The sequence below is a fragment of the Streptomyces sp. NPDC029956 genome (genome assembly GCF_055574655.1).
The window spans coordinates 74,674-96,213 of record NZ_JBVHZJ010000017.1 but is presented as its reverse complement, the minus strand read 5'-3'; the positions used below and the strand labels follow the sequence as shown (position 1 = coordinate 96,213).

17 protein-coding genes and 1 pseudogene are annotated in these 21,540 nt (G+C 66.5%); 9 read left to right on the top strand and 9 right to left on the bottom strand.

The genetic code is table 11. The features are described 5' to 3' along the window. Positions 1-73 precede the first annotated feature (73 nt). The 7 genes from ACZ4XX_RS16410 to ACZ4XX_RS16380 form a co-directional block, all read right to left on the bottom strand. Positions 74-2,005: an AAA family ATPase gene (locus ACZ4XX_RS16410; RefSeq protein ID WP_468508595.1), complete on the bottom strand. Its 1,932-nt coding sequence runs from the start codon at positions 2,003-2,005 to the stop codon at positions 74-76. Beyond that, on the bottom strand, positions 2,002-2,568 hold the full coding sequence (locus ACZ4XX_RS16405) for a hypothetical protein (protein WP_352276342.1): 567 nt from the start codon (positions 2,566-2,568) through the stop codon (positions 2,002-2,004). Before ACZ4XX_RS16405 ends, ACZ4XX_RS16410 begins: the two co-directional genes overlap by 4 nt. After that, positions 2,565-3,935 carry a hypothetical protein gene (locus ACZ4XX_RS16400; RefSeq protein ID WP_352276343.1) on the bottom strand — a complete coding sequence of 457 codons (1,371 nt, stop codon included), beginning with the start codon at positions 3,933-3,935 and terminating at the stop codon, positions 2,565-2,567. Before ACZ4XX_RS16400 ends, ACZ4XX_RS16405 begins: the two co-directional genes overlap by 4 nt. 50 nt (positions 3,936-3,985) lie before the next feature. Then, entirely contained in the window at positions 3,986-4,411 is a 426-nt protein-coding gene (locus tag ACZ4XX_RS16395) for a hypothetical protein (protein ID WP_352276345.1), read from the bottom strand. Positions 4,412-4,860: 449 nt separating this feature from the next. After that, the gene (locus ACZ4XX_RS16390) at positions 4,861-5,400 is read right to left on the bottom strand and encodes a hypothetical protein (protein WP_352276346.1); all 540 of its coding nucleotides are present in this window, start codon (positions 5,398-5,400) and stop codon (positions 4,861-4,863) included. Positions 5,401-5,660: 260 nt separating this feature from the next. After that, complete coding sequence (locus ACZ4XX_RS16385) at positions 5,661-6,404, bottom strand: hypothetical protein (RefSeq protein WP_468508594.1); 744 nt, start codon at positions 6,402-6,404, stop codon at positions 5,661-5,663. Positions 6,405-6,570: 166 nt separating this feature from the next. Beyond that, entirely contained in the window at positions 6,571-8,229 is a 1,659-nt protein-coding gene (locus ACZ4XX_RS16380) for a hypothetical protein (protein ID WP_468508593.1), read from the bottom strand. Positions 8,230-8,700: 471 nt separating this feature from the next. Between ACZ4XX_RS16380 and dprA the strand changes: the two are divergent. The 3 genes and pseudogenes from dprA to ACZ4XX_RS16365 all read left to right on the top strand — a co-directional run. Beyond that, positions 8,701-9,594, top strand: a pseudogene (dprA, locus tag ACZ4XX_RS16375) (DNA-processing protein DprA); the annotation flags it as partial. A gap of 239 nt (positions 9,595-9,833) precedes the next feature. After that, complete coding sequence (whiG, locus tag ACZ4XX_RS16370; RefSeq protein ID WP_468508592.1) at positions 9,834-10,670, top strand: RNA polymerase sigma factor WhiG; 837 nt, start codon at positions 9,834-9,836, stop codon at positions 10,668-10,670. Between the two features lie 72 nt (positions 10,671-10,742). Then, complete coding sequence (locus ACZ4XX_RS16365; protein WP_468508637.1) at positions 10,743-11,291, top strand: TetR/AcrR family transcriptional regulator; 549 nt, start codon at positions 10,743-10,745, stop codon at positions 11,289-11,291. 73 nt (positions 11,292-11,364) lie between these two features. On the opposite strand, the gene ACZ4XX_RS16360 is transcribed toward ACZ4XX_RS16365, so the two are convergent. Further along, positions 11,365-11,814 carry a murein hydrolase activator EnvC family protein gene (locus ACZ4XX_RS16360; RefSeq protein WP_468508591.1) on the bottom strand — a complete coding sequence of 150 codons (450 nt, stop codon included), beginning with the start codon at positions 11,812-11,814 and terminating at the stop codon, positions 11,365-11,367. A 254-nt stretch (positions 11,815-12,068) separates the two neighbouring features. Here ACZ4XX_RS16360 and rpsB point away from each other — a divergent pair, with 254 nt between their 5' ends. From rpsB to ACZ4XX_RS16330, 6 genes are all read left to right on the top strand, one after another. Then, the gene (gene rpsB, locus ACZ4XX_RS16355; RefSeq protein ID WP_468508590.1) at positions 12,069-12,989 is read left to right on the top strand and encodes a 30S ribosomal protein S2; all 921 of its coding nucleotides are present in this window, start codon (positions 12,069-12,071) and stop codon (positions 12,987-12,989) included. A gap of 102 nt (positions 12,990-13,091) precedes the next feature. Then, on the top strand, positions 13,092-13,928 hold the full coding sequence (gene tsf, locus ACZ4XX_RS16350) for a translation elongation factor Ts (RefSeq protein ID WP_468508589.1): 837 nt from the start codon (positions 13,092-13,094) through the stop codon (positions 13,926-13,928). Between the two features lie 164 nt (positions 13,929-14,092). Continuing rightward, entirely contained in the window at positions 14,093-14,857 is a 765-nt protein-coding gene (gene pyrH / locus ACZ4XX_RS16345) for a UMP kinase (protein ID WP_406062623.1), read from the top strand. 94 nt (positions 14,858-14,951) lie between these two features. Next, positions 14,952-15,509, top strand: coding sequence for a ribosome recycling factor (frr, locus tag ACZ4XX_RS16340; RefSeq protein ID WP_030322321.1), 558 nt, complete (start codon positions 14,952-14,954; stop codon positions 15,507-15,509). Further along, positions 15,509-16,612, top strand: coding sequence for a phosphatidate cytidylyltransferase (locus ACZ4XX_RS16335; protein ID WP_468508588.1), 1,104 nt, complete (start codon positions 15,509-15,511; stop codon positions 16,610-16,612). Before frr ends, ACZ4XX_RS16335 begins: the two co-directional genes overlap by 1 nt. 108 nt (positions 16,613-16,720) lie before the next feature. Next, complete coding sequence (locus tag ACZ4XX_RS16330; protein ID WP_468508587.1) at positions 16,721-18,340, top strand: MFS transporter; 1,620 nt, start codon at positions 16,721-16,723, stop codon at positions 18,338-18,340. 113 nt (positions 18,341-18,453) lie between these two features. Here the strand turns inward: ACZ4XX_RS16330 and ACZ4XX_RS16325 are convergent, their stop codons facing one another. After that, on the bottom strand, positions 18,454-21,414 hold the full coding sequence (locus ACZ4XX_RS16325) for an NACHT domain-containing protein (RefSeq protein WP_468508586.1): 2,961 nt from the start codon (positions 21,412-21,414) through the stop codon (positions 18,454-18,456). Between the last annotated feature and the right edge of the window lie 126 nt (positions 21,415-21,540).

The following is a 21,540-nucleotide window of genomic DNA, read 5'->3' as shown; positions in this document are numbered from 1 at the left end:
TAGCGCGCGTTTAGGTATGTGATCCTGCTTGCGCATCCTAGAACGGATGGCTCCTTGGCTTAACTCTGCGGCTCTACTTATCGGTCGACGGTGCGCCGATTGTTTTGACGTTTGAGCGGCCAGGATGGCGCACTGTCGAAACGGTCGGACTGTCGTAATCGAAGTCAATCTCGGAATAATGACTCCGGTACTCTGCCGGCAGATTGTTGTCCGAGATGATGAACTGAACCCTTCCCTGGTTTGCGTCGGCCAGCATTACGAGTCGTCGATAGAGTGCGGCCGCGAGGTCGTCGTCTGGAGTGTTGAGTGCCAACCGTGGAGCATCGATGAGCAGGAAAGCCGGGTAGGGAACCTCGCTATGCCTGAGCGCTACCGCCAGAAGAGACGTCCAGTAGGCGAGCTGAGTAGCCGTCATCATGCCGCCGCCGGGGGGCATGAAGTCATAGAATATTTTCTCATTGAGCACCGGCAGGTAGTTCGTCCGATGGATTTCGGCCGCCTGGACTCCTGGGATGCCGAGAGTCGTGACTGCGTTTCCGAATTCCTCAGAGATCTCGTCGAGGATTTCCTGCCGCCGCACGGCAAGTGCCTGCGTCGCTTGATCGACCTGGGCCTGGAGTCGGTCTTGCTTAGTGCGGAGATCTTGAACGGCTTGCTCCAGGTCGTTGACACGATCCCATTGACGGAGTACGCCCTCAAGCTGTTCTTGTTGTGCGCGGGCTGTGGCCAGACGTTCGGTGGCATCACTGTACGCCTGAAGCCGCGGCGTCACGCGGTCGATAGTGCGGCTGTCGATTTCCGCGTTAAGCCTGCTGACCAGCTCCTCCCTACTTGCCGCTGCATCGTTAGCTTCGCTGATTCCCACCGCCAAGGAACTCAGCTGGTCGTCCATCTCTGACAGCTGTTGGGTCAGCTGCATCAGTTCGTACTGATCGGCCTCGCCGGAGGTTTCCACCGGGTCCGGTTGCAAGCACACTCGGCAGACATCTGCCGGCACTTCTCGCCCCGTCAGCGACTGCACGCACCGGGGGCAGACCAGGAATTCGATACTGGCCAGGCGTTCGCCAGCATCGCGCATTCTGTTAAGCCGGTCCAGATCCGATTGAACTCGGCGTTGCTCCAACGCGTATTCGTTACGCTGTCGCTGCAACTCCTTGACGGTGGCCCTTGTGTCGGCAAGGATGCGCTCGGATTCATTCAGCAGATCGCGCAATACCTGCGTCTGCCTATCCGTTACCGGGTCGATCTCGTCGCGCAGTTCAGCTCGTTGAGCTTCGGCCTCGCGCTCCGTGGTGATCGCCTGCTGCAGCGCCTCTTCTGCGTCGAACCGCTGCGCTGTCGAGCTGTCGTGAAGAAACTGGAGGACAGTGTTGTACTGTTCGGTTGCCTTCGCGACCTCTCCCTTGAGGAGGTTTACCTGAGAGCGCATGTTGAGAACAGACGGGTCTGTGAAGCCGAAAAGCAGTTCAAAGACTGCCTTTCTTTTCGGCTCGACGTAGCTTTTCTGGCTGTTTGCGATATCGATATTGATCTCGTACTGCGGGAGGTACAAGACCGAGAAGATATCGTTGAAGGTGATGCGGCTGCCTGCTTTGACGCTCTGTCCAGATGCTGCAGCCTTCATGTCGTCGGGGAACCCGAGGGCTCCGAGCAGGAGCGTATTTAGGCTGGGCTGAGTAGTGCCGATATGCTGATCAGGGAGCCGCTCTTGAGCCACTAGGTCTGTAACGCGAACCTTTTTGCGTTTGGTACTGTCAAGGCTGCGAGCAATATGCAACCTCTGATTTCCGATGGTTACGTCTAGCGCCACATCGAGGACGTGCTCCTGTGCAACGGTGGCCAAAATTGCGTCCCCGCCAAAGCCGAACTTGATCAGCTCCAGCAGAGTGGTCTTACCGACGCCAGTCGGTCCCGCGAGCACAGTCAGATCGGAAGGGAAGGGATAGTTGACGATCCCCTCCGTAGTGGCAAGCGAAACCGAATTGATTCGGAACTTTGCGCTCATCGGATCACCTGCCTATGGGGACGGTTCATGAGTGGCGCGAGACGGTTGTAGATGCGGTCCTTCAAAGCGCTCCCCGTAAGCCCGATAGATGCTTCAGCAACCGCGCGGCAGCGGTCGTTGATCGACGCCCACTGGCTGCTTCTGCTCATCTCTTTGACAAGCTTCTTTCCCGCCGGGGTGGGGGCGATGGCAACACTTCCTTGTCGACCGCGCCGGTATGCGACAAGTCCACGTCCCACTAGAGCCCCGATAACGGAGTAGTAGCGATCATCCCAGGGGCCGTACTTGTAGCGGATCATGGGGGCTTCAACATCTGTAGGGTTCGCGTCATCTGCCGGCGTGAGGTGAAGCCGCGGGTCAGCGGACGTTAGTTCCTCAAGAACCTGGGGAGCGAGAGCCGGATAGCGAACCAGAAAGTCGAGCTTGGCCAGCTTGGTGAGGCCGTCAAGTTTTCCTTGATGTCCAGGTGTTTCGGTTACAGCAGTTACAAGCAGTAGGATTCTGGCCTGATGATAGGCAAGGTCCTCGCGTAGGAGGGCCAACTCGAAGGCGTCATGGCTCATGACGCTTCCCCTCGAGATGCGCGAAGGCGTTCAATCTCCGCCTCGACATCAAATGAGTTACTAAACCACACCTTGCACTCGCTGGTTAGGTCGCAGACGCCACCGAGAAGCAGGTCGGCATCCATGCCGACAGGCAAAGTTTCCTCAGGTAGGTCATCAACACGACGCTGCAGTTCCTTCCAGAGTTCCTTCCCTCGGATCACAGGGAGGTCTGCCGCCGCTTCATCACTCAGCCGATGCAAGCGTCGGCGGAGCTTAGCCTGCTCCGCACGAGCGGTTGTATCCCCACTCATTCGATGGCGCCAGTAGTCTCGATACTCTCGTTGCAGTTCCTCCGCCCGCTCGATGCTGATCTCACCACAGTGGCCAGCCTTCATTTTCACTGAAAGGCGGGTCAGGCGTGGCTGAGGGACAAGCGGACGGAAACCTTGTGGATTCGCTATCGCCATGCGGACCGCAACGTCGATTTCTGCCAGAGTAATGATCCGTCCGACATCCGCTCGCTCCAGATCGGTGGCGCTAGGTAGCGGTGTTCCGGGCTTGTAAGCGAGAACCAAGGGGAGCTTTCCTCGGGGCATGGGTCCTGCTGCCCGCATCCGAACGCGCATCAGGTCGTGAACGGCCTGCCAGATGGCGTCCGCCTCTGCTTGAACGCCAAGGCGTTCCAACACGGGCTTTGCGTACATGTTGGCTGCTGCGTATGCGACGAAACCTCGAGGAAGGCGAGTGTGGTCGAGCGTCAGCATGGAGAGGAAGCGTGCAACCTGGTCCTTCTCCTGCTGTGTCGCTTCCTTTGGGTCGCTGTTCTCGGTCCAGAAATCTGGCAGCCGCTCTTCCGCGGTGTGCTGCCGGATGCACTTGCACAAGTCCTTGATCGACTTCTCGTGCTTTTCGGTGAGAGCGAGTGGGCGATGACTGAGGCGAAGCGTGCGAAGGTGCTCGATCGCCGTCGCAAGATCCTGCGCGGCATCTGCCAGGCCGGGAGTTGTCACCAGGCGGCAGGTGGGCTTCTCGCCCAATGTGTGCCAGCGGTTGAACAGATGCGCGATGCCACCGTCGTTGGCGAGTTGGTTTACCGTGGTATAAGCCCCGTATGGGGCGTCGCGGTGCTTAGCGGATACCAGCTCGATGTCGTCGTCAACCGCGACCGCCCAGTCTTCGTGAAGCTCGCAGACCACTCGGCAGTAGTGGTCCGCTGCGAGGGAGCCGTCGTCAGTGAGGGCGGTCTCGTAGAGTGACAGGCCATCAGCGGTGGCCATCGCCGCTTGCCAGTCAAAGAGATCGGCCGTTCGTTCGCCTGCGGCGTCTGGTTGCGGGTTCGTCCAGAACAGCTCAACAGCAGTTGGGCCCGTCGCGTTCGCGTCCAATTACACCCCCCGGATCACAGGGGTAACTGTGTGTGCCTGCGGGCTCAAGGTCAAGTGCCCGTGTTCCATCCCTGGATCTGTCCCCGGACATCCTGGCCGCCGCCCGCGAACAGCGCCGGCTGCTCGCCACCATCCCCGACCGCGCCCCGCGCGGCGGTACTGAGACCGCGGTGGCCCACCTGCGCGGCTTGCTCGCGGCCGGGCAGCAGCTGCCCTCCAGCGGTGCGCCTGGCGCCACCGCCGTGCGTGCCCGCTTCGGCGGGCCGCTGCCACCGATGACCAACGCGTTCCTGGCCGGCTCCCTCGGCGTCACCACCTCCCAGGTCGCCCGTGTCCGCAGCCTGCTGACCGGCGAGCTCACCCCGGCCGACTTCGGCCCCGCCCCGCTCCTCGCTGTTTCGCTCAACGCCCGGATCGGCGCCGCACCGTGGCGAGAGCAGGTCGGCTTCGACGACGTAGACGTGCTGATGCTGCACCTGTCCACCGTCGCCCTGATCTGCTGCGTCTACCTCTCCGGCATGCGGCCCGAGGAGGTCTGGCCCTGCATCGCGGCTGCTACACCCGCGTTGAGCGCGAGGACGGCACCGTACGGCTCAAGATCCGCAGCTGGCACTTCAAGGGCGTGCTCCACGAGGAAGGCAACACGATCGGCGAGGGCGAACAGCGCGCCGACCCGTGGATCGTGCTGGAGCCCGTCGCGCGCCGTCGCCGAGGAACTCGAAGACGGCGAGCAGCTGTTTACCCTCGCCACCGAAGCGCCCCCCGGCGATCCTCGCCCGGATGCTCGGGGTCCACGTCAAAGTCGACGTCCAGTGGCAGCAAGCATCAGTTGGCGACTGGGCCGCCTACGCCGCCGATGTGAGCCAACGGGGCAGGCCGTGAGCGAGGCGGTCTTACCAGGTCAGCCCGTGTTGATGCGAGCGGTCTAGTTTCTGAGGGTGGAGAGCGCTGATGGGATCTCGACGGCCAGCGTGAGCATACTGTCGGCGACGGCTTCAACATCGCGCACGGCCACCATTTGGTGAGCACGCATGTGAACAGGGTTTTTCCTACTACTACTGCTGACGTGGAAGATGCGGTCATCCGGTTCTGCTGCTGCTGGTCCTGGGCGAGGGCCACACGAAGTTACAACCCAGTCGGGCATGTCGCACTCCTTGCTCCAGTGACCATGAACCATCAGGTTGCGCAGACGACTGGCATCCTGGGCATCCTGGAGCAGTGACTTTGCGTGGTCGGCCTTGGGCCCAGGCGCATGCATTGTGCGCAGGTAGGTTCCTACTGAGTCCCTCAACCAACTGACCGCTTGTCCTTCGAAGATGAAGTCTCCGTCATCGGACGGTACGAGAAGGTCAGCGGTGGCAGAGCGGAGGCGTGCTTCCATCTCTCCACTGGCTACGAGCAGTCGCCCCAACGCCAGGCAGAGCTCACTGAGGTGTGGGGTATCAGCGTTGTTGGCCTTGAGCATGGGGACAGCTTGTCTCAAACCTGGGCAGCATGAGAGCTTTTCTCCTATCTATGTCCACCCATTCAGGCACTTCCGATACCCGACTCCACCGTTAGGCCGCTTCAAGGCCGGCATGCGCGGAGTGCTGGGCCAGGAGAAGGGCCTGGCCCTGGCCGAGACCCTCACCGAAGCCGGCAAGAAGGTCAGCGGCCCGGCCGTCGACCGATACCGCGCTGCGGCTGCCGAGTTCTCCGACCGCTACGCCGGGACCTCCGGCGGGCCTAGAAGCGGCCCTCCTTGTCCAGGTTGATCAGCATGACGATCCACACGGCGGCGGCCCGCACCACGCCCAGCGCCTCGATCCGGGTCAGCTCCACGTCCTTCTGGCCGCCACCGTGACGCACCCAAGGCATCGCGGAGCCGTAGTTGTGCAGCTGGTTGATCGCCTGCCACAGCGGGGTGCGCTCCCCTTCGGGGAACAGCCGGCGAAGCCCGGAGTTGATGTCCTTCTGCCTGGAGGCGATCTTGACGACGCCCTCCAGGGTGTTGACGGCCAACGCGACGGCCTGGTGATCGTCCCCGGCCTTCTGGGCGTTCAGGGCCTTGGACCAGTTACTCCGGGCGGCGGCGTACTTCCCGGTGAGCAGGGTCAGCGGGTGGACGGTGGCGTCCTGGACGTCCAGCTCCCCGGCCCCCTCGTCGTCCTCGAGGAAGGAGCCGTCGACCATCATGAGAGCGATTTCGGCCTCCTTGAGGATCTTGTTGACCCGCTCGTCGTAGGCCGACGATCCCCACATTCCGTTCGAGGTCAGGGCCTGCTCCAGCAGGTCGAAGACCTTGGGGTCCGGCAGCCGCTGCAACTGTTCGTTGATCCATTCGGGCAGGTCCCTGCCCCACAGGCCGGAGGGCACGGGGATGTCGAGCCAAGTGGCGAGGGTCGCAACCGCTTCCTCCTCCAAGGCGTGCACGACGTCCTGGAGTACTCGGCGTAGCCCGGGCGGGGCTACCTCACGTTCGTGACTCATCGTCAGTCCTTGTGATTGGCGTAGCGCTTCGGCCTTCATTGTCGCCGAGCTAGGTGCTGGGCTCGGCCCGCTTTCGTACGAGTGAGCCGCGCCGGGGCAGCGGGTGGCGTGTGTTCCCGGCCCGGCGAAGCGGCCCAGTAGTGGCGCTGCCCTGCGGTCCTGGGGATTAGGCCGTCGGGTCAGGTGTCATGCGCTGCCCGTGCGCGTGGCTGAGCAGGTACAGCGCCGCTTGCAAGATGAGCGCGACGTGGTGCTTGGGCGGGGTGTCGGCCAGGCCGTGGAGGATGTCGTTGCGCAGGTTCATCCCGCGGTCGGGGTCGACCAGGAGAAGTTCCAGCGCTCTGCTCCAGTCCGCCGGATACCCGGCCTCCGGCATGCTCTGCAAGAGCTTGCCCAGCAAGTCGACTCCACCGGGGCTCGGTCCCCAGGCCACGGAGACGACAGGAACCCGGGAGCGCAGGAGTTCCCGGAGGATCTGCTCGACCTGCGGCAGGGCGACGCACGCCGCGGCGTCGAATTCCTCCAGCCAGTAGTAGCAGAAGGCCTGGGCGAGGATCCGCGCGCGCGGCTCGGGCAGCACCGCCTCGTGTGCCAGAGCGGCGGTCATCTCGAACTCGTCGGGTCGAAAGCGTTCGTGGATGCGGTCGAGCTGGATTGCGGTCAGGATTCCGAACAGTCCCAGGCCGCGGACCTGCATCGCCACGGCGAGGTCGTCGTCGGCCTCGACGGGCGGTCGGACGAAGACCGGTCCGGCTGGGTTGATGCGCGAGCGCGGGATCCTTAGCAGGCCCTCGAGCGCGCCGTCGGCCTCGGCCTCGGCCTGCGCGCGCATCGCCGGATGGATGTCCTGCACAGTGAGCCACAGCGCGGTCCGCAGATCCTCGGCTGCATCGACCCGGGCCTGCTGCCCGGCGATCAACGCGCGCGGGATGGTGCCCTCGGTCCGGACGGAGGTCCGCTCCGGCGTGGTCTGCTGCAGGGCCATCTCGGCACGGGCCCGCAGGTCGGGCAGTCCCCGCTTCTGCGCCTGGGTCGCTGCCTCCGTCAGGAAGTACAGGCGGCGGTGCCCTGCATCGGCTGTATCGGCGGCGTCGAGGAGGGTGTGGATCACGGCGGCGTCGATCTCCGTGTGGCGGCTGGGGCCCGCGTCCTTCCGCAGTGCATCGAGGAAGCCAAGCCGGACATCCACGTCGCGGGCGAAGAGGTCGGCTGCCCGTTCGGCGAGGTCCGCGACATCGCACTCCAGGGTCTGCAACGTTTCCAGGACAACCAGCAGGGGTCGCCCCTCGTCCTCGGCGCCGGCCAGGAGGCTCTCGGCAAGGGCGACGGCGTCCTTGGTTGCGTGTTCACGAACGTCGTGCTGCTTGAACTTGACGGACAGCTCTCCGGCCCTCTTCAGGCACCGGGCGGCCCGCAGCAGCCCGTGGCCGTCCTGGGCGGCCAACAGCAACTGCACCGCGTCGAGGTATCCGGAGGCCGCGCCACGAACGTGGTCGGGTCTACGGCCGTGTCCGGCGTCGAGTAGCAGATGATGAAGGTGGCCACGGACCAGAGGATCATCCACGTGGTCTGCGTACAGGCTCCAGATCTCCATCTGGGCCGGCGTGGTGGGCGGAATCGGCGGGGCCTCCCGCGCCTCCTTCCGGGCCTTCAGCACCTCAGACGGCCGGCGGCGCAAGGCCGCGACCAGCGCATCCCGCTGCTCGACGGCCGTACTCGAACCGACGTCCATGGCCGCGAGGGAGAACGCGGCGGCTGCGTTGGAGACAGCGTCCTTAGCCGCCGCCATGAGCGCTGTCAGCACGCTCGGCTCGATCTGGGGCACGGGACCTCACTTTCGTCATCAGCAGTATCGGAGCAGCCGGTGTCCGCGCGCACCGATTTTCGTGCGCTCCGGCGGGAAGCCCTCGGGTTCAGCGGCCGCGTCGGCACGGCCACGGCGACCGGCACCCCGGACATCGCCACCCTGCGCAGTTACGCCCCGTCGGCGTCGATGTCGTACAGACCAAAGCGGAACCGCGCGGCGGAAGGAGCCGGAGTAGTGGTGCTCGACCGCGAAGGTCTTCGATTCCTTCTCCGCAGCAGCTCGACCGCGTACTGCCGGGCGTCGAACCCGTCATCACCAACGTGACGGAAGGAGTGCCGTCGATTGTTCTACCGCTGGCACCAGTCGGAGGCGGTGGGAACCTCGGCCAAGCCGTCGAACGGAGGGGTGTCTTGGACGGTAGTCACGGCCGCGAGCGCGGCGCGCTGGTAGCGTCGTCAGTAGAGCGGCAACACGTGGAAACTGTCCCCAGAAACGGAATGGCCCCGCCAGCTCGACGACCTCGCGGACGCCCGCCCCCTCGGCCTCTGGATCCGCGGCCCCGCCGACCTGCGGGCCTGGGCCCTCCGCTCCGTCGCCCTCGTCGGCGCCCGCGCATGCACCCCGTACGGCGCCCACACCGCCGCCGACCTCGCCACCGGCCTCGCCCGCCAGGGCTGGGTCGTCGTCTCCGGAGCGGCCTACGGCATCGACGGCGCCGCCCACCGCGGCGCACTCGCCGCAGGCGGAGCCACCGTCGCCGTCCTCGCCTGCGGCGTCGACACCCCGTACCCCCGCGGCCACGACCAGCTCATCCGCCGCATCGCCGAACAAGGCCTCGTGGTGGGGGAGTTGCCGCCCGACAGCCACCCCACCCCCAGCCGATTCATCCTCCGCAACCGGGTCATCGCCGCCCTCACCCGAGGCACCGTCGTCATCGAGGCCCAGCACCGCAGCGGTTCGCTGGTCACCGCCCGCGCCGCCGCCCGCCTGGGCCGTCACACCATGGGTGTCCCCGGCCCCGTGACCAGCGCACTCTCCGCCGGCGTCCATGAGCTCCTCCGTGGCGACGCCGCCCTCGTCACCGACGCCGACGAGATCGTCGAACTCGTCGGCGACATGGGTCAGCTCGCCCCGGCGCGCCGGGGGCCCGTCCTTCCGCGCGATCTTCTCGCCCCGGCCGCCGCACACATCCTCGAAGCGATCCCGGCCCGCGGCCCCACCCCCGCCACCGTCATCGCCCGTCGCGCCGGAACCACCCCCGACGACACCCTCGCCAAGCTGTACGAACTCCACTCCCTCGGCTTCGTCGAACGCCACGGAGAAGGCTGGCGGTTGACGAACACGACGACACCCGCGTCGAACGCGCGGCGAGGCGGTACTTGACCTGGAGCATTCGGGTGAAAGGGTGAAGGCGATGAACAGTCGAGTTCTCTCGGCCGCATCCGAGGGGCCGACACGCGCCACGGCCCGGGTTCGAAGATGTGGCCGACGGCGTCCACCCGGAGCGGCGCGATCCGCCGATGTTCGCGCACCGCGACCGCGCACTCACGCTACGCTCACCAGGATTCCGTCCAGGACACCCACACCGACACACCCGACAGCAGAACGGCTCAAGGCAACGCATGCCCCAGCACACCTCCGGGTCTGACCGCGCTGCGGTGCCCCCAGCAGCCCGGGGCGCCGTGCGACCACCCGCACCGACCTCCCTCGACGAACTGTGGCGGTCGTACAAGGACACGGGAGACGAGCGGCTGCGGGAGCAGCTGATCCTGCACTACTCGCCCCTCGTCAAATACGTCGCGGGTCGAGTCAGCGTCGGGCTGCCGTCCAATGTGGAGCAGGCCGACTTCGTCTCCTCCGGCGTCTTCGGCCTCATCGACGCCATCGAGAAGTTCGACGTCGAGCGCGCGATCAAGTTCGAGACGTACGCCATCACCCGCATCCGCGGCGCCATGATCGACGAACTCCGCGCACTCGACTGGATCCCGCGCTCCGTCCGCCAGAAGGCCCGCAACGTCGAGCGCGCGTACGCCACCCTCGAGGCCCAGCTCCGGCGCACCCCCTCCGAGACCGAGGTCGCCGCGGAGATGGACATCACGCTGGAGGAACTGCACGCGGTTTTCAGCCAGTTGTCCCTGGCGAACGTCGTCGCCCTCGAAGAGCTGCTGCACGTCGGCGGCGAGGGCGGCGACCGGCTCTCCCTGATGGACACCCTCGAGGACACCGCCGCCGACAACCCCGTCGAGGTCGCCGAGGGCCGTGAGCTGCGGCGACTGCTCGCCCGCGCCATCAACACGCTCCCCGAGCGGGAGAAGACCGTCGTCACGCTCTACTACTACGAGGGCCTCACCCTGGCCGAGATCGGCCACGTCCTCGGCGTCACCGAAAGCCGTGTCAGCCAGATCCACACCAAGTCCGTCCTCCAGCTCCGGGCCAAGCTGGCCGACGTCGGACGCTGACCCGGCGCGAGCCGGTCGTACAGTGGAGCCGTGCCCAGGATTCGAGCGGCCTCGGTGGCCGAGCACCGGACGATGCAGCGCGGCGCCCTCCTGGACGCCGCGCGCGCCCTGCTGTCCGAGGGCGGTACGGAGGCGCTGACCTTCCCCGCACTCGCCGAGCGCACGGGCCTCGCCCGTTCCTCGGTCTACGAGTACTTCCGATCGCGCGCGGCCGTCGTCGAAGAGCTGTGCGCCGTCGACTTCCCCGTCTGGGCGGCCGAGGTCGAGGTCGCCATGGACGGCGCGGACACCCCGCAGGGCAAGGTCGAGGCCTATGTCCGCAAGCAGCTGGAGCTCGTCGGCGACCGCCGGCACCGTGCGGTCGTCGCCATCTCGGCGAGCGAGCTCGACGACGGTGCCCGCGAGAAGATCCGCGCGGCCCACGGCGGCCTCGTCGCGATGATCGTCGAAGCCCTCGCAGCCCTGGGCCAGCCCCAGCCGCGCCTGGGCGCCATGCTCCTCCAGGGCGTCGTCGACGCCGCGGTCCGCCGCGTCGAGCTCGGCGCGGCCGAGAACCCCGTGGAGATCGCCGAGGCGGCGGTCACGATGGCCCTCCACGGGGTCAACGGCACCCAGGCCTGACCGGCTCGCACACGGGCCCCCGCCCCGAGCGCTCCGGCCGCCCCGAGGGCCTCGGCCGCCCCGAGCGCCGCGATCAGCCTCCGGTCGGCAGCAGGCGGGACGGAGCGCGTGGGACCAGGAGCAGCGGGTTCAGGTACCGGTCGCCTCTGAGGAGGCCCCAGTGGAGGCAGCTCTCCGGACAGTGCGTGCCGGGGGCGACCCGGGCGATCGGAGTGCCGGCCGCGACCCGCGTACCGGCCTCCACCAGCGGGGTCACCGGGGTGAAGGTGGTCCGCAGCGGGGGAGTGCCCGAGCGCGGCAGGGTGAGCGTGAGGACTCCACGGCCGCCGACCGGGCCCGCGAAGGTGACCGTGCCCGCGACCGGGGCCAGGACCGGGGTGCCCGGTGGTGCGGCCAGGTCGACGCCGCGATGACCGGCCGCGTAGGGCCCCGGCGGCGGCTGCCAGCCGCGCAGGATCTCCGGGAGCGGCGGGCCCACCGGCCACAGCAGGCCGAGGGTCAGGATCAGTGCCGTGAGGTGCATGGCAGAACGCTCCCCCGCATGTCCGGTCCACGGGGCTCGCGGAGGGTTTCTGTGGACCACCTGCCGGTTGTGGACAGCGCCGTCACCCGCTGCTCCCGGGGTCCCGTACACTTTCTATGGCGACCCGGGTCACCGGGTCGACTTCGCACGCCCCGCCACTACCCTCACCGGTCGTGGCAGCGCCTTTCGGTCCCTTGCGGGCATGGCGCGTCGGGGCGTCAGGAACACAAAACCGAGAACCCAAGGAGATGGCCATGGCCGTCGTCACGATGCGGGAGCTGCTGGAGAGCGGCGTCCACTTCGGTCACCAGACCCGTCGTTGGAACCCGAAGATGAAGCGCTTCATCTTCACGGAGCGCAACGGCATCTACATCATCGACCTGCTCCAGTCGCTGTCGTACATCGACCGCGCCTTCGAGTTCGTCAAGGAGACCGTCGCCCACGGCGGCTCCATCATGTTCGTCGGTACGAAGAAGCAGGCCCAGGAGGCCATCGCCGAGCAGGCGACGCGTGTCGGCATGCCGTACGTCAACCAGCGTTGGCTCGGTGGCATGCTCACCAACTTCTCCACCGTCTACAAGCGTCTGCAGCGCCTCAAGGAGCTCGAGCAGATCGACTTCGAGGACGTCGCCGCCTCCGGTCTCACCAAGAAGGAGCTTCTCGTGCTCTCGCGCGAGAAGGCCAAGCTGGAGAAGACCCTCGGTGGTATCCGCGAGATGTCCAAGGTTCCCAGCGCCGTCTGGATCGTGGACACCAAGAAGGAGCACATCGCCGTCGGCGAGGCGCGCAAGCTGAAGATCCCGGTCGTCGCGATCCTCGACACCAACTGTGACCCCGACGAGGTCGACTACAAGATCCCGGGCAACGACGACGCGATCCGCTCCGTCACCCTGCTCACCCGCGTGATCGCCGACGCCGTCGCCGAGGGCCTCATCGCCCGCTCCGGCGCCGCGACCGGCGACTCGAAGCCGGGCGAGAAGGCCGCCGGCGAGCCCCTCGCCGAGTGGGAGCGCGACCTGCTCGAGGGTGAGAAGAAGGCTGACTCCGACGAGGCTGCCGAGGTCCAGACCTCCGCCGAGACCGAGAAGGTCGCCGACGCCGAGGCCGCCGACGCCCCGGCCGAGGCCGCTGCCGAGGTTGCCGAGGCTCCGGCCGCGGACGCCGAGCAGGCCTGACCCTTCAGGACCTTCGGGTGACGACGGCGGGGGCCCACGAAGCCCCCGCCGTCCACCCGTGGACCCGCCCGATCTTTCAGACTTCGAGAGAGAAACAGACTCATGGCGAACTACACCGCCGCTGACGTCAAGAAGCTCCGCGAGCTCACCGGCGCCGGCATGATGGACTGCAAGAAGGCCCTGGACGAGGCCGAAGGCGATGTCGACAAGGCCGTAGAGGCCCTGCGCATCAAGGGCCAGAAGGGTGTCGCCAAGCGTGAGGGCCGCTCCGCCGAGAACGGCGCCGTGGTCTCCCTCATCGCCGACGACAACACCTCCGGCGTCCTCGTCGAGCTGAAGTGCGAGACGGACTTCGTCGCCAAGGGTGACAAGTTCCAGGCCGTCGCCAACCAGCTGGCCGCGCACGTCGCCGCCTCCGCCCCGGCCGACCTCGAGGCGCTGCTCGCCTCCGAGATCGAGGCCGGCAAGACCGTGCAGGCGTTCGTCGACGAGGCCAACGCCAACCTCGGCGAGAAGATCGTCCTGGACCGCTTCGCGCAGTTCGCCGACGGCTTCGTCTTCGCGTACATGCACCGCACGATGCCGGACCTCCCGCCGCAGATCGGTGTCCTCGTCGAGTTCGACAAGGCCGACGCCGCCGTCGCCAAGGGTGTCGCCCAGCACATCGCCGCCTTCGCGCCGAAGTACCTCACCCGTGAGGACGTTCCGGCCGAGGTCGTCGAGACCGAGCGTCGCGTCGCCGAGGAGACCACCCGCGCCGAGGGCAAGCCCGAGGCCGCGCTCCCGAAGATCGTCGAGGGTCGCGTGAACGGCTTCTTCAAGGACGCGACGCTGCTCGGTCAGCCGTACGCCCTTGACAACAAGAAGTCCGTCCAGCAGATCCTGGACGAGGCCGGTGTCACCCTGAAGCGCTTCACCCGCATCAAGGTCGGCATCTGAGTCCGTACGCGAACAGCGACGGACACCGGACCCCGGTAGGGTCTGAGGCAGTCGACCGCGCACGCGCAGGACGACCGCAGATCTGACGAGGAGGCCATTGCCGTACGGGATACCGCGAGGACCCAAGGCAATGGCCTCCTTCGTATGTGCACGAGGAGATCTCCATGAACCAGGGCGCCGTACAGGGCGACGACAACAACGGCAACAAGGCCGGCCGCTACATGCTGAAGCTGTCCGGAGAGGCGTTCTCCGGCGGTACCGGCCTGGGTGTCGACCCCAACGTCGTGCACGCCATCGCGCGTGAGATCGCGGCCGTCGTCCGCGACGGCGCGGAGATCGCGGTGGTGATCGGCGGCGGCAACTTCTTCCGTGGCGCCGAGCTCCAGCAGCGCGGCATGGACCGGGCCCGCTCCGACTACATGGGCATGCTCGGCACCGTGATGAACTGCCTCGCCCTCCAGGACTTCCTGGAGAAGGAGGGCATCGACTCCCGCGTCCAGACGGCCATCACCATGGGCCAGGTCGCCGAGCCGTACATTCCGCTGCGCGCCGTCCGCCACCTGGAGAAGGGCCGTGTGGTCATCTTCGGTGCGGGCATGGGCATGCCGTACTTCTCCACGGACACCACCGCCGCCCAGCGCGCCCTGGAGATCGAGGCCGAGGCCCTGCTGATGGGGAAGAACGGCGTGGACGGCGTCTACGACTCCGACCCGAAGGCCAACCCCGACGCGGTCAAGTTCGACGCACTGGAGTACAGCGAGGTGCTCTCCCGCGACCTCAAGGTCGCCGACGCCACCGCCATCACCCTGTGCCGGGACAACAACCTCCCGATCCTCGTCTTCGAACTGCTCACCGAGGGCAATATCGCTCGCGCGGTGAAGGGTGAGAAGATCGGCACGCTCGTGAGCGACCAGGGCACCCGGGCCTGACCCGAACCGGGGAACCGCCCCGCAAGGGGATGGACAGAGCCCTGCCGGTCGTACACCGTGCAGGACACAACGCGACGACACGCAGGAGCATGTGGTGATCGAAGAGACCCTCCTCGAGGCCGAGGAGAAGATGGAGAAGGCCGTCGTGGTCGCCAAGGAGGACTTCGCCGCGATCCGCACCGGCCGTGCGCACCCGGCGATGTTCAACAAGATCGTGGCGGACTACTACGGTGCCATCACCCCCATCAACCAGCTGGCGTCCTTCTCCGTCCCGGAGCCTCGGATGGCCGTGGTGACCCCGTTCGACAAGAGCGCGCTGCGCAACATCGAGCAGGCGATCCGTGACTCGGACCTCGGCGTCAACCCGAGCAACGACGGCAACATCATCCGGGTGGTGTTCCCCGAGCTGACGGAGGAGCGCCGCCGGGAGTACATCAAGGTCGCCAAGGGCAAGGCCGAGGACTCGAAGATCTCGATCCGCTCGGTCCGCCGCAAGGCCAAGGAGACCATCGACAAGCTCGTCAAGGACGGCGAGGTCGGCGAGGACGAGGGCCGCCGCGCCGAGAAGGAGCTCGACGACACCACCGCGAAGTACGTCTCGCAGGTGGACGAGCTGCTCAAGCACAAGGAAGCCGAGCTGCTCGAGGTCTGATGAACGACTCTTCCTGGGGGGCCCCGGCCGGTTCCGGCCGTGGGGGACCCGACCAGGGGCCCGTCCCGGCGGGTCCCGCATACGAACGGCATCAGGCGGCGCAGACTCGGCCCATGCCCATCGTGCCCGACGTTCCCGCCGGCGGATTCCAGGACGGTCACGGCCGGGGGGCCGCTCACCAGAGCGGTCCCCTGTTCCGTGACGAGACGCCGCACGAGCACCCGCAGGAGCCCATGCCCAGCCCCACCCCGCCTCCGCCGCCCGCGCCGACGGCGCCACGGCCGAAGAAGAGCGCGGGGCGCAATCTGGGCGCGGCCATAGGGGTAGGGGTCGGACTCGGGGCCGTCATCATCGCCTCGCTGTACATCTGGGCGCCGGCGTTCGTCGGGGTGATAGCGATCGCCGTGGTGGTCGGGCTGTGGGAGCTCACCTCCCGTCTCCAGGAGCGCAAGGGGATCAAGGCTCCGCTGGTGCCGCTCGCGGTCGGCGGCGCGGCGATGGTCGTCGCCGGTTACGTCCGGGGGCCCGAGGGCGCCTGGGTGGCGATGGCGCTCACGGCGCTCGCGGTGCTCGTCTGGCGGATGACGGAGCCCCCCGAGGGCTACCTGAAGGACGTCACGGCGGGTGTGTTCGCTGCGTTCTACGTGCCGTTCCTGGCGACGTTCGTGGCGTTGATGCTCACCGCCGACGACGGCCCGCAGCGGGTGCTGACGTTCCTGCTGCTGACCGTGGTCAGCGATACGGGCGCGTACGCGATCGGCTGGCGCTTCGGCAAGCACAAGCTGGCACCGAGGATCAGTCCCGGAAAGACCCGCGAGGGTCTGTTCGGGGCGGTGACCTTCGCCATGGCGGCGGGCGCGCTGTGCATGGAGTTCATGATCGACGACGGCATCTGGTGGCAGGGTCTGCTGCTGGGTCTCGCGGTGGCGGCGAGTGCGACGCTCGGCGACCTCGGCGAGTCGATGATCAAGCGGGACCTGGGCATCAAGGACATGGGCACCCTGCTCCCGGGGCACGGCGGGATCATGGACCGGCTGGACTCGCTGCTGCCGACGGCTCCGGTCGTCTGGCTGCTGTTCGTGATCTTCGTCGGTTCGGCCTGATCCGTACGCGTGTGTCGTCAGGGCCCGTCACCCTCAGGGGTGGCGGGCCCTGACGCATGTGGGCGTGCTCGCCGAGCCGACATCATGCCGAGTGGGGACAATGCGGTCATGACACCCAAGGCAGGCGGCGCCGGCGGCGCAGCGGCGGGGGCGCGGCTCGTCCTGCTGACGCTCGCGGCGGGCCAGTTCCTGATGGCCCTGGACAGCTCCGTCATGAACGTGGCGATCGCGACCGTGGCCGACGACGTGGGCACGACGGTGACCGGGATCCAGGGGGCCATCACCGCCTACACGCTGGTGATGGCGATGTTCATGATCCCCGGCGGCAAGGTAGGGGTGCTGATCGGACGCCGGCGCGCGTTCATGATCGGCTGTGTGATCTACGGCTGCGGATCGCTGACCACGGCGCTCGCGCCGAACCTGCCCGTCCTGCTGTTCGGCTGGTCGTTCCTCGAAGGCATCGGGGCGGCGCTCATCCTGCCGTCGATCGTGGCGCTGGTGGCCGGCAACTTCCCCACCGAGGGCCGGGCGGCGGCGTACGGCATCGTGGCGGCGGCGGGCGCCGTGGCCATCGGGCTCGGACCGCTCATCGGCGGTGTCGCCACGACCTACTTCTCCTGGCGCTGGGTCTTCGCCGGCGAGGTGCTGGTGGTGCTCGTCATCCTGGTGTTCGCCCGCCGCATCGCCGATGCCGCCGACGAGCAACACCCGCACATCGACCTCGTCGGCGCCCTCCTGTCCGCCGCCGGGCTCGGGGTCTTCGTCTACGGTGTCCTGCGCTCGGACGAGTGGGGCTGGGTCCAGCCGAAGACCGACGCGCCCGCATGGCTAGGGGTGTCGATGACCGTGTGGCTGATGATCGCGGGTCTTCTCCTGCTGTACCTGTTCCTCCACTGGGAGGCCCGGCTGGTCAAGCGCGGCCGGGAGCCGCTCGTCGACCCGGCCATGCTGCGGAACAGGCAGCTCACCGGCGGTCTGACGATGTTCTTCTTCCAGTACCTCGTGCAGATGGGCGTCTTCTTCGTCGTCCCGCTCTATCTGTCCGTGGCCCTGGGCCTGTCGGCGCTGCAGACGGGCGCCCGGATCCTGCCGCTCTCGCTGACGCTGCTGGCCGCCGCGATCCTGATCCCGCGTTTCCTCCCGGACGTCTCGCCGCGACGGGTGGTACGGATCGGGGTGGTGGCGCTGCTCGCCGGTGCGGTCGCTCTGATGGCCGCGCTGGACGCGGAGGCCGGAGCGGAGATCGTCACCGTCCCGCTGCTGCTGATCGGCTTCGGAATGGGTGCACTGGCCTCCCAGCTGGGATCGGTCACGGTGTCCGCGGTCCCGGACCGGCAGAGCGCGGAGGTCGGAGGGATCCAGAACGCCGTCACCAACCTGGGCTCCTCGATGGGCACGGCGCTCGCCGGCTCCCTGATGATCGCCGCGCTCACGACGTCCTTCCTGGGCGCGGTGGAGCGGAACGAGGCGATCCCGGCCGAGGTCAAGAGCCAGGCCGTCGTGGAGCTGCAGAGCGGTGTCCCGTTCCTCTCGGACGCCCAGCTGACAACCGCCCTCGACGAGGCGGGCACCAGCGAGGAGGTGGCCGAGGCCGCCCTGGAGGCGAACGAGGCCGCCCGCCTGGACGGCCTGAAGGCAGCCCTCGCGATCCTCGCCGGCGCGTCCGTCGTGGCGCTCTTCTTCACCCACCGGATCCCACGGACCCAGCCCAGGTCACCCGGTCCCTGAGCGTCCACGGCGCGGGTGAGTCCGCCGGAGCCGGCCGGGGCACGCACGGCGTCAGCACGGGTCCCGGGACTCCTGCCCCGCACGGCGCGGCGGGTGCGGTGATCGAGGTGGCCTTATGAAACCTGCGTACTGTTCATGTTCCAGATGTGCTGACCCGCAGACCAATTGGCCACGAACTGCCGAGCCGGGAAGATCAGTCGAGGCATCAGCGGACTCAGAGACTCAGGGCCCTCCCGACGGGCTTTGGCCAGCAGGGCCAGCGACAGTGGATATCTGACCTGTGCTGCGAAAGCCTCCTCGAGCAGCTCTATGAGTCCCAGGCACAAGTAGATCAGCCCGGTCAGGGAAGAGCTTCCGCCGCTCGCTTCCCGTCCGGAGCTGTCGTACAACTCTCGGACCACTCTCTCGCACCGGGCTGCGCCACGTGTATTCCAGTACGCCAGGAATCGGTCGTCCAGTCGAGGTACATCAAGGTTGACCAGAGTGTCCAGCGGGTTGCCCAGCATCAGGGCGAGGTCGGCGAGAGCACTGTGAGCCCGCCCACGCCGTGTTTCGTCGGTGATCGTGCCGCTGCCAAGGACATCGAACACCCATGCAGCCGGTGAAATGGGACCCAGCGAGTTGGGAGTACCTGCCGTATCCAGCATGACGGACAGAACATTGCTGTGCGCCGCGTCGGGAGGCCCAGCAGCCCTACGGGCCTGCGGACTTGCCAGCGTCCTTATGCCGGTGGCACCCGTATACAGTGACAGAGCCCAGCCGGCCGAAGAGTGCTCCATGGCGCTCAGGGCAATGTCCTGCAGGCCGGGTACGGACCCGAGGTGGGCTTGCACAGGGTCGGCGTAGGTCTTCACCCGTTGCTGGTCATGTCGTGAAACAGGGATGTAGTGGACGTTGGTGACGAGCCACGCCAACGCCAGGCTGTGCGAACTCGCCTTGTTCGTCGCGGTGGAGAGATGCTCCTCCGCCACCGCTTGGAAGGCCGCCCAAGCTGCTTCCGGGTAGGGTCCCGAAGGCGAAAGGAACTCCTGAAGTTCCCCGGACGCGGTGGATATGTAGCTTTCGATGGCGAGCTTCATGAGGAGCTGCATGGTCGAGACGTTTATCTTGACGACGTCGAGCCGGCGAGCCATGAACTCCACGAGCGTCCGGAGGCCTTCACCTTCGACTGTCTGCCCGCGTTCCAGCAGCCTGGTGACGACGCGACTGCTCCCGCCGGCCCACTTCTCATCCGCCAGGTTCATGCAGATCTGCGTAAGGATCTCCCATCGCCCGCCTGTCAGTTCGGGCAGAAGGCGATCGGCCAACAGCTCCGGTGTTCCGCTGTTGCGTGTCAGATGAAGGGCTGCAAAGTACTCCTGAAGGCTCTGGTGGGTGAAGCCGAAGATTCCCGAGCCGTCCACCTCTGTTCCGAGCTCTGTGAAGATCCAGGCGCGGCCGCGGCATAGGGTGACGAGCTCTTCGGCCAGTCGTCGTGCTTCTTCGTGTGCGGGAACCGACTCGTCGGACATGGCTGCCGAGGCGACCGACTTCACATCGGCTTCCGGCATGCCGGCCAACCATTGAGGGTCGGTGATGGACCGGTAGGCGAGGGCGGCGAGGGTATGTCGTACGGTGTCGAGATCCGTTTCGCTGTCGACCGGAAGGCCCTGGAAGTTGTCCCAGTCGGCCAGAAGCAGTTCCGCGCACTTCTTGTACAGCTGCGCTCGGCTCCGCGGGATGAAACGGTGCCCCCTGTACAGGACGCAGATGTAGGCCAGCAAGAGCGGATTGCAGCGAAGATCGGGGATGCTCGTGCTTTCCTTCATGAAGGCTTCAGTCACCTGAACCGGTGGCTCCGGCAGGCGCGATCCGACGGAGAACCACTTGGACACGTACGCGCGAACCTCGCCGTTCTCTCGAACGAGTCCGTTGTCGAACGGTTGGATGCGATACTCGTGGAAGGTCGCCGGATTCAGCCTTGCCGAGCTGTATCCCACGATGCGGGATGTCGCGAGAACCCGTGACAACGGGTAGAGGCGACTCGCTGTCTCGATGATCTCGGAGGACCTGCGGCGCACGCTTTCCGACTGCACCTCGTCGAGTCCGTCGAACACCAGCAGAGCCGACCCCTCGAGGAGAACCTCCTCGACAAGTCCCTCTGGAACCTTGATCTGGTACCGATGGGCCAACTGCTCTTCGATGACCTTCAGCAGGGAGAACCCTGATGCGGTGAAGTCGACCTCACGCATCACCACGTAGAACGGGATCGATTCTTCCCTTTGAAACAGAATCGACGCAGATATCGCGCTGCTCGTCGATTTTCCGGCCCCCGGGTCACCCAGGAGAACCGTCCGGTCGATCGAGCCTATGAAGTCGTCGAAGGAGGTTCGGTCGTCGTCCTGTCCGTGTATCAGCTTGGGTTGAACGAAGATCTGGGTGTAGTGGATTCGTCGACGATTGCCGAGGTCAGGCAGTGGTATTTCTTCGTGGAGTGCGAAGGCTTTTCGGTACCGTTGGGTCCACTCGTCCCTGACCTCAGCCTTCGGTCTGTGCGGACGAGCCAGAACCGCGAGATACGATTCGATGGAATCCGCGGTCGCCCTTGCGAGGGTCGCGTGCGCCCAGTCGATGGCATGGGATTCATCCTTCAGCGCGGCGCGAAGCTCGCGAACCAGCCCCTCGCACTTGCGATGAAGATGGGTGAACAAGAGTTCCGAATAGTTGTTCAGAGCGGCGGAGTCCACGTCAGGGAACTGCTTCCGAAAGAATTCCCGAAAGGCAAACTTGATCTTGGTTGCCGCTCTCAGGTCCCCGTCCAGGATCTCGATGGCCATCAGCTGCTGGGACAGTGCCCTGAACTCTGGCGTTTCTATGCACCTGAGCACATCGCGATTGCTGACCCCGTGAGGGAGGTCGTTCAGCAGAGCGGTCGGGGAAACGCTCCGTCCGTCCGGGGCGGCGATCCGGTCCAAGGCGTTGGCGAGGTTCCCTCTCGCTCGTCCTCGGCGGGCCAGTTCTCGCTGGACGCGGCCTATCAGGGGCCCTGCGACCACGCCGGCGAGTCGACCCGCTATGGCTGCTTCGACACTCAAGCGTCCCCCCGGTGACCGCAGCGTGAGCCGGCTCACCGCTGCACGTGGCTGACAGTCTCCGGGCAGAGGCCGTGAGAGTGCAACGGCGAACTGCCGTTTGGGTAGTTGAAGAGCGGGCGGCGGGAG